Raw genomic sequence first — 15,504 nt, forward strand, 5'->3', positions numbered from 1 at the left:
GGCGCGGCGTGACGTAGGTGCCGGTGCTCTCGACCGTACGGTCGAGGCCCTCGTCTGCGCATCATCAGTGGTGGTGTCCGAGGGACGAATCGTGCGCTGCCGATACGCTCGTCGCCACTCGGGGACGGCTCGACCCGCGGACGCAGCTCCGCAGGAGGCTGGGTTCGCCAGGGCGGTCCGGGACGTGTGGCGGGCTGTGGTACCCCGACGCCGGCTGCAGCCCACGCTGCGACGGCATGGGGTACGGACTCAGCCCTTCGTCGTCGGCCGGAACCTCCCGCAGCGCATCGGGCACGTCCTGGTCAGGCCCAGGGGCCGGCCACCACCCAGCTCGTGTCGTCGGCCCAGAGGGTGGCGGCGTCCCAGGTGTGGGAGCCGCCGTGGCTCGCGACGTAGGCGTCGTTGTTGTAGTGGCGGATGAAGTCGCTGGGGTAGTTGGCGGAACGGAGCGAGATGCCCTGGCCGTTGTGGCTCGCCTGGGGGCAGAACGTGGCGTCCTGTGTGAACAGCGCGCTGCCGTCGTCGCTGTCGATGCGCAGCCGGAAGTCGTAGTGGCGCAGGTACTGGCCCGGTTTGTCGACGGACTCGAAGGAGAAGCAGGAGGAGTCGCCCAGGCCCGCCCGTACGGTCCAGGTGGCCGCGCTCTTGTCGGCGGAGGCACTGGACGAGGACACCGTCGCGATGGCTGCGTAGGCGTCGGCGCTGTTGTGCTTGAGGTACTCGGTGGTGCAGCAGGAGGTGGTCGCCCGCAGCGACACCTTCGAGCCCGGTGTGAGTCCGCCTGCCGTGGAGGACGCCGCGTAGCCGACCGAGTTGATGTTGGACTGTACGGCGTTCTCGGTCGCGTCCGACGGGTAGCCGGAGGTCATGACTCCCTCGTAGAAGGTGCCGGCGGAGCTGTTGCTGTTGTCGCCGCCGATGCCGAGGATGATGGCCCCTTCCTTCTTCATCGGGTTGTAGCCCGAGACATTGGGGCGCGTGCCGTTGTAGTAGGTGGACAGGCCCCCGGACTGCGCGTTGCCGCCGCGGATGGCCCAGTGGTTCGGCTCGCCCTTGACGATGGCGGTGAGAAACCGGTGGCTGACGCTGGGGTCGTTCGCGTTGTAGCCGGCGTTGACTCCGGAGAAGAGGCCGTTCTCCAGGTCCGCCATCACCCAGGGGCCGTTGCCGGTGCCGTAGCCCCAGGCCTTGATGTTGCCGAAGTAGACGGCCTCCATCGTGCCGTTGCCGTTGTCCCGGCTGTTGGTCTCGGCATTGCCGTAGTCGAAACAGCAGCCGCCGTTGTAGTGGCTGCCGTCGAGGATCGCGTACATGCCTTCCGGCTGGTCCCCGGTGGCGATGCCGCTGGTGCTGTTGTCGCGGTATCCGGTGCCGGGGGCGATGAAGACGCCGTATGCCTTGTGACCGCCCACGGTGACCGGTGCGGCTGACGCTTCGGCGAGGTTGTCGTAACCGCCCGAGGCGGGGCCCGAGAAGCCTCCGGGCGGTGCCTGGGTGAGGTGGTTGCCGCGGCCGGACTGGTCGTAGACGACGGTGATCAGGCAGCTCGTTGCGGCGCAGAACGAGTCCTGCGCGGCGGCGTCGGCGTAACCGCCCGCGCTGAGCACGCCGATGTCGCGGGTGGCGCCGTCGGAGGCGCGTTTCACCTGGTAGAGGCTGCCGTTGTAGGAGGAGTACAGGGCACGGGTCGTACTGTGCGCGGCCACGCAGGGCGTACCGCCCAAGGCGTACAGGTCGCAGGGGAGCGAGCCGGCGGCCTCGGCGCTGCTGCCGGCGGAGGTCTGCGCGCCGAACAGGGCCGCTGTCAGCGCCAGCGGGGCAAGCCATCTGCTCCACCGTCGTGAGCGGGCGGAAGTCACAGGCATGGATCATCTCCTGGGAACGAGGGGACTCGACGGCGTCCCACCGTCGAGGACCGGACGCATCGAAATGTCAAGAACATGTCATTCCTGCCTGCATCTTCGGAGCGGGTCATGGAACTGCCACTGTGCGCGTCCGGAACCGTCGCGGCGACGATCAGAGTGACGAAAATTCGAACAATGGTCGCAGTGACGGACAAGCATCGATGATAGGAAGCCCCTGAAGGGTGTCAACATCTCGCGCACACCGGATCCTCCTCAGCAAGGCGCCGGTCGCGGTGAGGTGCGGGGCTCCGGCCGAGCCGGGCGGCGAGTTCGGCGACGGTGCTGCGCAGGACCGGCCGCGCGCGCCGCAGTCGGTCGGCTCCTCGGCGAGGACCGCGGGGAGACCCGCGGGACCGCCGGCCTCCCCGCCCGGAACTGCCGCCTGCGGCGACGCGGTTCACGTCATTCGGCCCGGATGTCGTCCACGTACACCACGCCCTTGGTCGCCGCGTCGTTTCCGTGGCCGAGGTACAGGTTGAACGTCGTCACCTTGGCGAGGTGGGCCGCGTCGAGTACGGCTCCGGCGTGGGCGGTGTCCCAGGGTGCGGGCGCGAACGCGCTGAAGGGCGCCTTGATCTCCTGCCCGCCGGTGTCGGCCAGCGGGACGTTGTACTCGAAGTAGACGCCGTCGGCGACGATCTGGAGCGTCGCCCCGTTCCCGGAACCGTCGCCCCGCAGCCACAGCGCCATGGACGTGAAGGCGGACCAGTCCGCGTCGACCGACTTGCCGATGCCGGTGTACCCGGCGCCGGTGAAGTCGTACGCGTAGGCCAGCCCGTAGGTGCCCGAGGACTTGTGGTCGGCCGACAGGGTGGTGGTGTTGGAGTTGACATGGCTGTACGCCTCGTTCAGGGAGACGTCGTCCCCGGCGTACCCCTCGAAGTCGTCGACCCATCCCGCGGGCAGGGGCGCGACCTCACCGAGCAGGACCTGCGCCGAGTCGGTGAGCGTCTCGCCGCCCACCCGCGCGCTGACCGTGAGGTCGACCATGCGGTTGTCCAGCCAGGCCGGGTCGATCGGCCAGACGCCCGAGTAGAAGCCGTCGGCGTCGAGGTGCAGTCGCCGGGCGGGTGAGCCGTTCACGGAGTAGGTGACCCGGCCCGCCCGCGCGGGCGTGACACGCACCCGGACGGTGGTCTCGGAGTCCGTCACGCGCTGCCGGTCCGTGGGGGTCACGAGGTGCATGAACGGAGCGTTCCCGACGGCCCTGGTGCGGGCGGAGAACACCCCCTTGAGATCGGCGGCGAAGACGGTGTACGGGTCCTGGTGGTACGTGACGAAGTCCGGCAGCAGGACGTGGCCCGGGTACGGCACATAGGCGCGGTTGCTGCCGCCGAAGTTGGCCCAGGTGAGCATGTACGTCGCCTGCCGGGCCAGCGGGTCCGCCTTGATCGCCGCCAGCAGCCCGGTGAACCAGTTCGGGTCGCGGCCCTCGGTGCCGCTCTCCCCGAACTCGGAGTACGCCGGCACCTTGCCCCGCTCGTTCGCCAGCCGGACCACCATCGCCAGGTCCTTCACCAGCGCGTCCAGCCAGGCGTCCGATCCGGCGGAGCCGTCGTAGGCGTCGTAGCCGAGGACGTCGACGAACGCGTCGCCCGGGTAGGTCTTGAGGTAGCCGGTCGGGTCCCCGTCGAAGGCCGAGTTGGGCGAGTAGGCGTAGAGCAGGTTGTGCACGCCCTTGGTGTCGCGCAGGTACTCGACGGTGTAGCGGTACACCTCGATGTACTCGGCGGAGGTGGCGTGCCCGGCGCCCCACCAGAACCAGCCCCCGTTGTTCTCGTGGAAGGGGCGGAAGATCACCGGGATCGGGGTGCCGTCCGCCCGCCGCGCGCCCTTGACCGCGCTCGCGATGCGGTCGAGGAAGGCGTTGAACTCCGCGTGCTTCGAGCCGCCGGGGAGGATGTGGCCGACCACACGCCCCGAGGTGTCGTAGAAGTTCTCTCCGGTCACGAAGTTCGGCATGTGGGCGCTGAGGGTGTTGATCCCGCCGCGGGCGTCGCCCTGTCTGAGGGACCGGCTGAGCGCGGCGATGTTCTCGGCGTCGGTTCCACCGGGCACGCCGGGGCGTTCGTCACCGTCGAGGATCAGGGTGTCCCAGCCGAAGACCGCGGGGTAGTCGCCCACCGCGGCCTTGGTGTCGGACGCCTTGCCGTCGGCAGTGGTGAAGGTGAAGCCGTAGGAGAGGTCGTGCTGGTGTCCGAAGAGGATGCCCTTGCCCTGCTGCCGCTTCAGGTAGGCGAACAGCGCGCGGGTGGCGGGGGTCGCCCTGTCGTCGACGATCCGGACCGGCGTCGGCGCGCCGGCGGGCGCCGCGGAGGCCGGCGGTGTCCCGCCGACCGCGGCCAGGGCGACCGTGGTGCCGATGATGAACGCGCGTCGGTCCAGGGGGGAGTTCGGCATGTACGTCTCCTTCGACGTGGCGATTTCTCGTACGAGGACGTGCGGAGAGGCGCGGGAACGTGTGGGACGTGCGGAGAGGCGCGGGAACGTGCGGAACTGCGGGACCTGCGGAGAGGTGACTCGCCCGCCGGGGCGGGCAGCCCCCACGGCGGTGCGGGGTGCCGTCGGGCACGGGCCGGCGCCCCCGCCGCGAGCGGTGGCCGGTGCCGGGCGGGGCGGGGCGGGGACGGGGTGCCGTCCGTCCGCCAGGGCGTGGTCCGGAGCGGTGCACCGGGGCGTACGGTCGAGCGGGCGGGGCGGCCAGCGGGCGGTGCGGCCAGCGGGCCGGACCGGAGCAGGCACGACAGCCGGTGTCGCGGGTCGACGGCCGCTGTCGCAGTGGCCACGCCCGGCGTCGCCCGGTGCGAGCGCCGGTGTCGCGGGTGGGACCGGCCGACGCCCTCGGCCGGCCCCGCCCGCAGCTCGAAGCGGGCCGAGCGTGGGCCGAGCGCGGGGCGTACCGCCCCGGTTCACTTCGTGGCGCCCCGCGCGAACCCGTTGTAGATGTAGCGCTGGAGGAAGAGGAAGACGACGAGCGTGGGCACGATGACCAGGATCGCGCCGGCCGAGATGTCCTCCCAGTGGGCACCGAAGGGGCCCTTGAAGCGGAACAGAGCGGTCGACATGGTGCCCAGGTCCTCGGAGGGCATGTAGAGGAACGGGATGTAGAAGTCGTTGTAGACCGTGATGCCCTTGATGATGACGACCGTGGCGATGGCCGGCTTGAGCAGCGGGAAGATGATCCGCCAGTAGATGGTGAGCGCGTTCGCGCCGTCGAGCCGGGCGGCCTCGTCGAGGGAGACCGGTATGCCGCGGATGAACTGCAGGAAGATGTAGATGGACACGATGTCGGTGCCCATGTACAGCAGGATCGGCGCCCACCGGGTGTCGAAGAGGCCGAAGCTGTTGACCACCTGGAAGGTGGCGACCTGCGTGGTCACACCCGGCACCAGGGTGGCGACCAGGAACAGGGCCATGACCAGCTTCTTGCCGCGGAAGTCGAAGCGGTCGATGGCGTACGCGGTCATCGAGCCGATGATCACCGTGCCGGTGATGGAGAACAGCAGGATGAACGCGGTGTTCCCGAACGCCGTCAGCAGCTGGCCGTCCCGGAACGCGGTGACGTAGTTGGAGAAGTTCAGCCAGTTGCCGGGGAGCTGGAACGCGCCGCCGCCGTTCGTCGCCTCCTTCGCCGTCTTCAGCGAGGTGAGGAACACGACGGCGAGCGGGATCAGGACCACCAGCGAGGCCAGGACCAGGGAGAGATAGATGAGGGCCGAGCCGATGCCCCGGGGGCGGCGGCCGTCCACCGCGTTGGCGCTCATACGAGATCCACCTTTTCGTCGGGCACGAGGCGGCGCTGGATCCAGGTGATCAGCAGGATGATCAGCAGCAGGACGACGGCGGCGGCGGAGGCCAGCCCCGTCTTGTTGAACTGGAACGCCAGCTTCACCGTCTGGATGACGAAGGTCGTGGTGCCGGTGGCGCCGCCGGTCATGATGTAGGGGATCTCGAAGACCGACAGGGAACCGGACACGGCGAGGATCACGCTCAGGCTGACCACGGGCCGTATGCTCGGCAGGATCAGGTAGCGGAACTGGTGCCAGCGCGAGGCGCCGTCGAGCTCGGCGGCCTCGTACAGCTCGCCGGGGATGGACTGGATCGCCCCCAGGAAGAGCACGAAGTTCAGACCGGTGAAGCGCCAGACGGACACGCCGGCCAGGGAGACGTTCGCGGACGTCGGTGTACCGAGCCAGGCGTGGTCGGTGCCCGCGCCGAACCAGGACAGCACCGAGTCGAGGGTGCCGCCGTCCTGGAAGAAGTACAGGAAGACGAACCCGATGGCGACGCCGTTGATGAGGTACGGGAAGAACAGGATTCCCTTGAAGAGGTTGCGCAGCCGCAGGTTGAAGCTGAGGACGGTCGCGAAGTACAGGGCGATGACGATCTGCACGGCGGACGCGGCCAGATAGTAGAAGCTGACGAAGAACACCCGGAACAGCTCGGGCCGGGTGAACAGCTCGACGTAGTTGTCGGTCCCGGTGAGGTGGATCTCCGGGCTGACGCCGTCCCAGTCGGTGAAGCTGTAGTAGATCATGTTCGCCACGGGCACGTAGGTGAACGTGATCAGCAGCACGAGCGGGACCAGCAGGAACAGCCACGGGGTGGCCCTGCGCAGCGCTCCGCGGCCGGGACGGGAAAGGGAACCGCCCGTCGTCCGGCCGGCGCCGGTGCTCTCCTTGTCCACGCGTGCGGTGGACCTGTGGGTGGTGTGGGTCATGTCGGCCTTTCGGTCGTCCGCGGAGGCGGTCGGCGGGCCGGGCCCGGTGCGGAGAGGTCCGTCACCGGGCCCGTGCCCCGCTCTCCGTCAGGAACCCGCGGTCTTCTCCGCCTCGCTCCACTTCTTGTCGAGCTCGGCGAAGTAGTCCTTCAGGCTTCCGCTCTGGACACCGCGCGCCATGTCGACCAGCTTCTGCCGGTAGTCGGGCTTGGCCAGGCCGATCTCGGCCGCGTTGTCGATGGCGTTGACCTGGGTGCTCTTGGCCTCGGACCGCTCCAGCAGGGTGACACCGTTGTCCTCGAAGGGCTTCAGGGTGTCAGGCAGGGCGCCGGACTTGAGCGTCGGTATCGAGCCCTCGTTCTGCGCGAAGCCTGACTTGTCGGCGAACCAGTCGACCCACGCCCGCGCGGCGGCCTTGTTCTTGGAGTGGATGCTCACCGCTTCCTGGTAGTCGGGCGAGAGCATGCTGCAGAACTTGCCGTTCGTCTGCGCGGGGAACGGCATGAAGCCGATGTCGTCGGGGTTCTTCCCGGCCGTCTTCGCCGCGGCCTGCATCTGGCTGATGGCCCAGGAGCCGAGCTGCATGGTGGCGATCTGGCCGCGGGCGATCATGCCCTTGGAGTTCTCCCAGTTGGTGGTCGTGGGGTCCTTCTCGATGAGCTTGTCGTGGACCACGTCGTAGAGCAGCGTGTCGATGGCGTTGAGGTCACTGCCCGCGGCCCACGGGGCGGTGGAGGTGGCCAGCTTGTCGTTGGCCTCGGCGTCGCAGGTGACCGAGCCGACGCTCGCGGCGCCGGCGGTCAGCGGCCACTGGTCCTTGAAGTTGGTGTAGTACGGCACCGCGCCGGTCTTGGCCTTGATGGCCTTGAGGTCGGCGACGAACTCCTGCGGGCTGGTGGGCCAGTCGGTGATGCCGGCCTTCTTCCAGACGGCCTTGTTGTAGACGAAGCCGTCGGCGTTGCCGACGGTGGCGAGGCCGTAGACCTTGCCGCCGACGGTCGCCTTGCCGGTGAAACGGTACTTCTTGCCCAGTTCACCGGCGTTGCCGAGGGAGGCGAAGAAGGAGGGGTAGTCCTTCTTGGCGATCGCGTTCGGGATCATCAGCACGTCACCGTAGTTGTCGGTGTTCATGCGGATCTTGACTTCACCCTCGTAGTCGGTGATGCCGTCGAACTTCACCGTCACCTTGGGATAGATCTTGTTGAAAGCGGCCGCGTACTTCTTCAACGTGCCGTTCTGCACCAGGTCCGTGCGGTGCGTCAGGACCGTGATGGTGCCGGACACCTTCGCCGGGTCGGTCGCCGCGTCGGCGGACTCGCCCTTCGTCGCCGCCGCTCCGGTGCACCCGGTCGCGGTGAGCGCCGTGACGGCGATCAGTGCGGCGACGGCCAGCGTCTTCCTCCCCATATACCCCAGCTCCTCTGTCTTGCGGCTCAGGCCCGCCTTTGGGCTGTCGGCACTATGGCACCGACCAATTGAACCGGTAAAGCTCATCCCCTCGGCGTGATACCTAATCGTTACGCGAGGGTTTCGGATGGGGCGGAATTCGACCAGTTAGACACGTACAGAACCGGTCAAAGAGGCATATACCGCAGAGGACTATACCGGTTTATGGACATCGCTTCCCAGGACAGCTAGGTTGGCGTGCGCCACGACCAGAAACGACCTTGCATCAGGTGAGGGGAGCCGCACATGAAGGACGTCACCCTGCTCAGCGACGGGTGGGGGCTGAGCCATGAGGACACGGTGCTGCCCGCCCGGGTACCGGGCTGCGTGCACACCGATCTGCTGGCCGCGGGACTCATCCCGGACCCTTTCATCGGCACCAACGAACACGAGGTGGCCTGGGTCGGCGACCGCGCCTGGACCTACGTCGCCCGGCTCACGGCCGACACCGCGCACGAGCGCACCGACCTCGTCTTCGACGGTCTGGACACCGCGGCCGAGATCACCCTGGACGGGGAGACGCTCGGCCGGACCCGCAACATGCACCGCACCCACCGGTTCGACGTCACCGGCCGTACCGGAGAGCTCCAGGTGCGTTTCGCCCCGGCCCGCGAGGAGGCGGAGGCGGTACGGAAGACGGTCGGCGACCGGCCCAACGTCTATCCCGAACCGTCCCAGTACATCCGCAAGATGGCGTGCAGCTTCGGCTGGGACTGGGGCCCGACCGTCGTCACCGCCGGGATGTGGCGGCCCGTCCGCCTGGAGCACTGGTCGACCGCCCGGATCTCCCAGGTCCGGCCCCTGGCCACGGTCGACGGGACCCGGGGCCGCGTCGAGATCCACCTCACCGTGGAACGCACCGCCGCCGGCACCGGCCGCCCGCTGACCGCGCGGGCGTCGGTGGCCGGGGTGGACAGCGAGGTCGTCTTCAAGGACGGCCACGCGGTGCTCGCACTCGACGTGCCCGACCCGAGGCTGTGGTGGCCGCGCGGCTACGGCGAACAGCCGCTGTACGACCTGACCCTCACCCTCGCCGACGGCGACACCACGCTGGACACCTGGCAGCGCCGGATCGGCTTCCGCACGATCGAGCTCGACCGCAGCGCCGACGAGCACGGCACCGGCTTCACCCTGGTCGTCAACGGCGTACGCCTCTTCGCACGCGGCGTGAACTGGATCCCCGACGACGTCCTGCCCTCCCGCGTCACCCCGGAGCGCTACCTCCGCCGCCTCACCCAGGCCGCCGAGGCGAACATCGACCTCGTCCGCATCTGGGGCGGCGGGATCTACGAGGACGACGCCTTCTACGACGTGTGCGACGAACTCGGGCTGATGGTCTGGCAGGACTTCCTGTTCGCCTGCTCCGCCTACCCCGAGGAGCAGCCGCTGCGCGGCGAGGTGGAGGCCGAGGCGCGGGAGAACGTCGTACGCCTGATGCCGCACCCGTCGCTGGTGCTGTGGAACGGCAACAACGAGAACCTCTGGGGCTTCCGGGACTGGGGCTGGGAGCCCGAACTCGCCGGTGACTCCTGGGGCGAGGGGTACTACCTCGGTCTGCTGCCGCGTGTCGTCGCCGAGCTGGACCCGACCCGGCCGTACACGGCGGGCAGCCCCTGGTCCGGGTCCTGGGACCACCACCCCAACGACCCGGCGCACGGCACCCACCACTCCTGGGAGGTGTGGAACCGCCGCGACTTCGCCGAGTACCGCGACAGCGTGCCCCGGTTCGTCGCCGAGTTCGGCTGGCAGGCGCCGCCGGCCCTGGCCACCCTGCGCCGCGCGCTGCCCGGCGAGGACCTCGCCCCCGACTCTCCCGGCATGCTGCACCACCAGAAGGCCGAGGACGGCAACGGCAAGCTGAACCGCGGTGTGGAGCGCCACTTCGTGCTGCCCGAGGGGACCGGGGACGGCTTCGACCGCTGGCACTACCTGACCCAGCTCGTCCAGGCCCGGGCCGTCGCCGCGGGCATCGAGCACTGGCGCTCCCACTGGCCGCGGTGCGCGGGCACCGTCGTCTGGCAGCTGAACGACTGCTGGCCGGTCAGCTCCTGGGCGGCCATCGACGGGGACGGCCGGCTCAAGCCGCTCTACCACGAACTGCGGCGCCTGTACGCCGACCGGCTGCTCACCCTGCAGCCCTCCCCCGAGGGCGTCGTGCTCGGCCTGGTCAACCAGTCGGCCGAGCCATGGCGGGCCGAGGTGACCCTGCGCCGGACGAACGCCGACGGGACGGTGGCGGCGCAGGTGCCGTTCACCGTGGAGGTGGCGGCGCGTGACGCGGTACGCACCCCGCTGCCCGTGGACGCGCTCGGCCTCCCCGGGGACGGGCAGTTCCTGGTCGCCGACGTGGACGGACTGCGCGCCGTGCACTTCCCCGTGCCGGACCGGGAATTCCCCTATCCGCGTCCGGGGTTCGACGTCCGGGTGGAACCGGTCGCCGGCGATGCCGCTACAGTCGATGTCGTGGTCACAGCGCACACCCTGGTACGAGACCTCTTCCTGCAGCCCGACCGTCTCGCCCCGGACGCGGTGGCCGACACCGGTCTCGTCACGCTGCTCCCCGGCGAGGAGACGAGGATCCGGGTCGTCGGCTGGCCCGACCCCGACGCCGGGCGGGTCCGCGCGTCGCTCTTCTGCGTGGAACCGGCGTGAGCGCACCCACCCAGCGCGTCACCATCAAGCATGTCGCGGCCCGGGCCGGCGTGTCGAAGGGAGCTGTGTCGCTCGCCTTCAACGGCAGGCCCGGGGTGTCCGAGGCCACCCGGGACCGCATCTTCGAGGCGGCCCGGGAACTGGGCTGGGCCCCCAACGCCCGCGCCCGCTCCCTGTCGACCGGCACCAAGGTGGACACCATCGGCCTCGCGATCTGCCGGCCGGCCCGGCTGCTCGGTCTGGAACCCTTCTACATGGAGTTCATCTCCGGGGTCGAGAGCGTGCTGGCCGAGCGGTCCTGCTCGCTCCTGCTGCACCTGGTGCGGGACGTGGACGAGGAGATCGCGCTCCAGAAACGGTGGTGGCAGGGCCAGCAGACCGGCGGATCGATCCTGGTCGACTTCCGCGAGAACGACCCCCGCGTCCCCGCGCTGCGCGCCATCGGGCTCCCCGCCGTGGCGGTCGGCCACCCGTCGCTGACGGGCGGCTTCACCTCGGTGTGGACGGACGACGCCACCGCCGCCACCGAGGCCGTGCGGTATCTGGCGGCGCTCGGCCACCGCCGTATCGCCCGCGTCGGCGGTCCCACCGGGCTCGGCCACAGCGCCATCCGTGCGAGGGCGTTCTCCGAGGCCACGCGGGAACTGGGCGTCGCCGACGACCTCCAGATCGCCACCGGTTACGAGGGCGAGGAGGGGGCCCGCGCCACCCGTTCCCTGCTGCTCATGGCCGAGCGGCCGACGGCCATCCTGTACGACAACGACATCATGGCCGTCGCCGGTGCCGCCGTCGCCGCGGAACTGGGCCTCTCGGTGCCGCGCGAACTCTCCCTGCTCGCCTGGGACGACTCCCAGCTGTGCCGGCTGACCCACCCGCCGCTGTCCGCGATGAGCCACGACGTGCACGGCTTCGGCGCCGACGCGGCGCGGACCCTGTTCGCGGTCATCGACGGCGGGGAACCCGCCTCCCACCAGGTCGCGACGCCCTCGCTCACCCCACGCGGATCGACGGCGCCGCCGCTGAGGTGAGGACGGAGCCGGTGCTGCCGGGGCACCGGCCGCAGGGTGCGGGCCGCGGGGTGCCGGCCGCGGTCAGGGGCGGGCGGCGGCCCCGGACCGGGCCGGGTGTCCTCGAAGGTCATGCGCCCCGGACCGCGGCCGGCGCCGGGGCCCCCGCCGTCAGGAGCCGCCGGCCACCCGACCCCGGGCGTGCAGCCAGGCCAGGTGCTCACGCGGGGTCGCGTGGCGGGGCGGGCGGGTCCGGTCGACCGGTGCCGACCGAGCGGCTGCGGGGCGGCTCCGGGGCGGTCTGTGCGCGGCCGTTGACCACTATGCCGAGCGCGTGACAACGTTGTCCACCCCTGGTTCAGCAGTCAAGCCGAGGTTCGGTCACATGTCGCTCCCCTCTCTGCCGCCCGGATTCGTCCTCGGAGCCGCCACCGCCGCATACCAGATCGAAGGCGCGGCCGACGAGGACGGCCGGGGCCCCTCGATCTGGGACACCTTCACCCGGACCCCGGGCCGGGTGTACCGGGGCGACACCGGTGACGTGGCCTGCGACCACTACCACCGGTTCCCCGAGGACATCGCCCTGCTGCGCGAACTCGGCGTCCACTCCTACCGGTTCTCGATCGCCTGGCCGCGGATCCAGCCCACGGGCGCGGGCCCGGTGAACCCGAAGGGGCTCGACTTCTACGGCCGGCTGGTCGACACCCTGCTGGAGAACGGCATCGAACCCGCCGTCACCCTGTACCACTGGGACCTGCCCCAGGCCCTCGAGGACCGCGGCGGCTGGCGGGTACGCGAGACGGCCGAGCGGTTCGCGGAGTACGCCGCCCACGCGGGTGCCGCACTGGGTGACCGGGTGCCCCGGTGGATCACCCTCAACGAGCCGTGGTGCAGTGCCTTCCTCGGTTACGGGGACGGGCACCACGCGCCCGGTGCGGCCGAGGGCACCCCCGCGCTCGCCGCCGCGCACCACCACCTCCTCGGCCACGGACTCGCCCTCGCGGCGCTGCGGGCCGAAGGTGTCCGCGAGGCGGGCATCACCCTCAACCTGGACCATGTCATCCCCGCCACCGGCTCCGCCGAGGACGCCGCGGCGGCGGTGCGCGCGGAGACACAGCGCAACCTGGTCTGGACCGAGCCGCTGCTGCGGGCCCGCTACCCGGAGACGGAGGACGAGACCTGGGCCGAGCTGATCCGGCACCAGACCTTCCGCAGGGAAGGCGACCTGGCGGTCATCTCGGCGCCGATGGACTTCCTCGGGATCAACTACTACGCGCCCGCCGTGGTGCGGGCCGCCCCGTACCGTGAGCCGGACCCGGCCCACCGTACCGCCATGGACAACGCGTTCGCCGGTGAGGCGCTGCCCGGCGCGCGCCTCACCGAGATGGGCTGGCCGGTCGCCCCGGACACACTGGAACACCTCCTGCTCTCGCTCCGCCGCCGGTACGGGGCGGACCTGCCGCCGGTGTTCATCACGGAGAACGGATCGGCCGAGGCCGACACGGTGTCCGCCGACGGCGTGGTCCACGACACCGACCGGATCGCCTATCTGGCCGGTCACACACAGGCCGTCGCCCGTGCCGTCGAGGCGGGCGTGGACGTCCGCGGCTACTACGTGTGGTCGCTCCTGGACAACTTCGAGTGGGCATACGGCTACAGCAAGCGCTTCGGCATCGTCCACGTCGACTACGCGACCCAGCGCCGCACGCCGAAGAGCAGCTTCCACTGGTACAAGCGGCTGATCGCAGCGCAGCAGGCGGCCCCCGACCGGGTCCGGGACCCGCACCCGGAGAGGTGACCGCATGCCGTTCCGGCACCCCGGAGCGATCGGCTACGGCTGTCCATTTTGGGCAGTGCTGCGACATTCCCCTTGCTAGTAGGTACGCAGCCCGACCTCTACCGGGCATTTATGTGCCGCGTCTGGCAGAACACGGGCACTAACTGCCTCCTGGCGCGCCAGCCGGGCGGCAACCCGCTCATCGACAACCGCGTCATCCAACGGTGGCCCTTCGCCGCATCCCGGAAGAACGCCGGATACCGTGCCCGCGCCACCTCCTCCTTCGGTGGCCGACGCGGCCGGCAGCGCCGTACTCGCCAGCCCTGCCGGTCCCGCCAGCCCTGCCGGTCCCGCCAGTCCGGCCAGTCCGGCCGAGGCCACCGTCGCGATGAGGAACATGTTTGCCGGTGGGGGGGGCTCCGTTGTTGCGTTGTCGGGCCATCCGGTTGGCTTCCGCTGTGCTGTTCGAGATGCACGACGAATGGATCGCCTTACCTCGCCGCCATCCCCCCGAAGGCGATATGGGCGACATCTACCGCAAACTCTCTTTTGGCTCCTCCGCGCCACCGAACGCACCGCAATGAAATCGCCAGTTGGTCCCCCACACCATGCCGAGGGACACTGCCCGGCGGGTGCGCGTTCCCGACCGAGTGGCACTCGCTTCGACATCCTTCCGCGCAGGTCGCCGGAAGCCATTTACCCAAGGATTACTGGGCAGTTGACCTCGGGGTTTCGTGGTAGCGTTCCTGCTCGGAGGGACAGTGCGACCTGAAAGGGAAATCGTGAACACGGAGAAGATCGCCGCTCGCCGCCTCTCGCTGGAAGAGGTGACGAAGCTCGGCGTGAAGGACAGGATCTTCGTTTCCGCCGACACGGCAGAACTCAAACTTCCCGACTGCTATGCCCCTGCTTTCCTGACCAAGTCCGGTGGGGATTTCGAGGGCGGCTCGATCACGGCGAGAACCGTATTCCAGGAAGAGGTCTCCTGCCTTCCCGACGACGAGAACGAAGCCGGAATCTACGTGGCCGACGAGAACGGCTCGGTGACCATCGAGGTCCTCCAGTCCGCCGGCGTCGTGCTGGACCTGGCACTCTTCGTCCCCGGTGGGGACAAGGGGGCCCTCACGGCCCTTTACGCTGCGGCCCGGCAGGCGTTCGGCGCCGACATCGTGCAGATCTGGCGCCAGGGCCTCAAGGAGGTTCCCGACGTGAAGGTCGACATCTTCGAGGAGCAGATTCCCCGGGGGCGCAAGGGGAGCGACAGCCCCAAGCGTGACCGTCGCGCGATCGACACCTACCCCACCCGTGCGGACTTCATCGAGTTCTCCGCGGGGTGGAAGCCGGTCGTCGAGGTTCACAGGCCGGTTGTCGACGACACCCCGACCATCTGACGCGGCGTTGCCTATCGGCTCGAACCGGGACGGCAGGGGAACGCGGTACACCCTGTCGCGTGAGGAGAGCTTCGCGTTCACACGCAAGCGGGGGCGCGGCCGGCGTATCACGATCGCCGGCGAGGAAGCGCGCGTCGTCGACGAACGGGCGGGGCAGACGAAGGACAGCGGCAGCTTCGGTATCCGCAGCCTCAGCAGCGATCTGTCCACGCTGCCCCGGCTCGGTCCCGCCGACGGCGGCGACGAGGTGACGCGGGTCGCGGACCGGCTGTCGTCGTTCCGGGTCTTCGACGTCGACGTGGCGGCGGCCAGGCAGCCGACACGGCTGCGGCCTGCGCCGGCTGACCCCGCTCGCCGACGCGTCGTACGGCACGGCCCGCCTGCTGGGACTGCTCGCCCTGCTCTACGACCCGAACCCGCCGGCGTTCACCTGTATCGAGGAGATCGACCACGGGCTGCACCCGCAAGCCCTGGAACTCGTCGTGCAGCGGCTGCGCGAAGCCGCCGAGCGGACGCAGTTCATCGTGGCCACCCACTCCCCCGCGCTCGTCAACCGGCTGCGGCCGGAGGAGTTCGTGGTGTGCGACCGCGACGTCTTCTGACACGG

The 15,504-nt window shown here is 69.9% G+C and carries 10 protein-coding genes and 1 pseudogene; 6 read left to right on the forward strand and 5 right to left on the reverse strand.

The genetic code is table 11. The features are described 5' to 3' along the window. Positions 1-302: 302 nt before the first annotated feature. The 5 genes from ABZX30_RS26450 to ABZX30_RS26470 all read right to left on the reverse strand — a co-directional run bounded on the left by ABZX30_RS26450 (position 303) and on the right by ABZX30_RS26470 (position 8,031). Entirely contained in the window at positions 303-1,865 is a 1,563-nt protein-coding gene (locus ABZX30_RS26450) for an alpha-L-arabinofuranosidase B (protein ID WP_355937690.1), read from the reverse strand. A 441-nt stretch (positions 1,866-2,306) separates the two neighbouring features. Further along, on the reverse strand, positions 2,307-4,304 hold the full coding sequence (locus ABZX30_RS26455) for a glycosyl hydrolase (RefSeq protein WP_355937692.1): 1,998 nt from the start codon (positions 4,302-4,304) through the stop codon (positions 2,307-2,309). A gap of 509 nt (positions 4,305-4,813) precedes the next feature. Next, the gene (locus ABZX30_RS26460; protein WP_355937694.1) at positions 4,814-5,668 is read right to left on the reverse strand and encodes a carbohydrate ABC transporter permease; all 855 of its coding nucleotides are present in this window, start codon (positions 5,666-5,668) and stop codon (positions 4,814-4,816) included. Beyond that, positions 5,665-6,624: a sugar ABC transporter permease gene (locus tag ABZX30_RS26465; RefSeq protein ID WP_355937695.1), complete on the reverse strand. Its 960-nt coding sequence runs from the start codon at positions 6,622-6,624 to the stop codon at positions 5,665-5,667. The genes ABZX30_RS26460 and ABZX30_RS26465 overlap by 4 nt, the downstream gene beginning before the upstream one ends. A gap of 87 nt (positions 6,625-6,711) precedes the next feature. Continuing rightward, positions 6,712-8,031 (reverse strand): ABC transporter substrate-binding protein, encoded by a 1,320-nt coding sequence (locus tag ABZX30_RS26470; RefSeq protein WP_355937697.1) that lies wholly within the window; start codon positions 8,029-8,031, stop codon positions 6,712-6,714. A gap of 285 nt (positions 8,032-8,316) precedes the next feature. Here ABZX30_RS26470 and ABZX30_RS26475 point away from each other — a divergent pair, with 285 nt between their 5' ends. The 6 genes and pseudogenes from ABZX30_RS26475 to ABZX30_RS26500 form a co-directional block, all read left to right on the forward strand. After that, positions 8,317-10,722, forward strand: a complete 2,406-nt coding sequence (locus ABZX30_RS26475) for a glycoside hydrolase family 2 protein (RefSeq protein WP_355937699.1) — start codon at positions 8,317-8,319, stop codon at positions 10,720-10,722. Then, entirely contained in the window at positions 10,719-11,750 is a 1,032-nt protein-coding gene (locus tag ABZX30_RS26480) for a LacI family DNA-binding transcriptional regulator (RefSeq protein WP_355937700.1), read from the forward strand. Before ABZX30_RS26475 ends, ABZX30_RS26480 begins: the two co-directional genes overlap by 4 nt. A gap of 364 nt (positions 11,751-12,114) precedes the next feature. Then, positions 12,115-13,527 (forward strand): GH1 family beta-glucosidase, encoded by a 1,413-nt coding sequence (locus tag ABZX30_RS26485; protein ID WP_355937702.1) that lies wholly within the window; start codon positions 12,115-12,117, stop codon positions 13,525-13,527. Between the two features lie 437 nt (positions 13,528-13,964). Then, complete coding sequence (locus tag ABZX30_RS26490; protein ID WP_355937704.1) at positions 13,965-14,090, forward strand: hypothetical protein; 126 nt, start codon at positions 13,965-13,967, stop codon at positions 14,088-14,090. A gap of 198 nt (positions 14,091-14,288) precedes the next feature. Further along, entirely contained in the window at positions 14,289-14,897 is a 609-nt protein-coding gene (locus ABZX30_RS26495) for a hypothetical protein (RefSeq protein WP_355937706.1), read from the forward strand. Positions 14,898-14,943: 46 nt separating this feature from the next. After that, positions 14,944-15,490, forward strand: a pseudogene (locus ABZX30_RS26500) (AAA family ATPase); the annotation flags it as partial. Positions 15,491-15,504: the final 14 nt, after the last annotated feature.

The sequence above is a fragment of the Streptomyces sp. NPDC004542 genome (assembly GCF_040610035.1).
Classification (GTDB): domain Bacteria; phylum Actinomycetota; class Actinomycetes; order Streptomycetales; family Streptomycetaceae; genus Streptomyces.

Bases quoted from the DNA above. Each gene is read 5' to 3' on its own strand.
- ABZX30_RS26450 (WP_355937690.1), bottom strand. From the start codon at position 1,865: ATGCCTGTGACTTCCGCCCGCTCACGACGGTGGAGCAGATGGCTTGCC.
- ABZX30_RS26455 (WP_355937692.1), bottom strand. From the start codon at position 4,304: ATGCCGAACTCCCCCCTGGACCGACGCGCGTTCATCATCGGCACCACG.
- ABZX30_RS26460 (WP_355937694.1), bottom strand. From the start codon at position 5,668: ATGAGCGCCAACGCGGTGGACGGCCGCCGCCCCCGGGGCATCGGCTCG.
- ABZX30_RS26465 (WP_355937695.1), bottom strand. From the start codon at position 6,624: ATGACCCACACCACCCACAGGTCCACCGCACGCGTGGACAAGGAGAGC.
- ABZX30_RS26470 (WP_355937697.1), bottom strand. From the start codon at position 8,031: ATGGGGAGGAAGACGCTGGCCGTCGCCGCACTGATCGCCGTCACGGCG.
- ABZX30_RS26475 (WP_355937699.1), top strand. From the start codon at position 8,317: ATGAAGGACGTCACCCTGCTCAGCGACGGGTGGGGGCTGAGCCATGAG.
- ABZX30_RS26485 (WP_355937702.1), top strand. From the start codon at position 12,115: ATGTCGCTCCCCTCTCTGCCGCCCGGATTCGTCCTCGGAGCCGCCACC.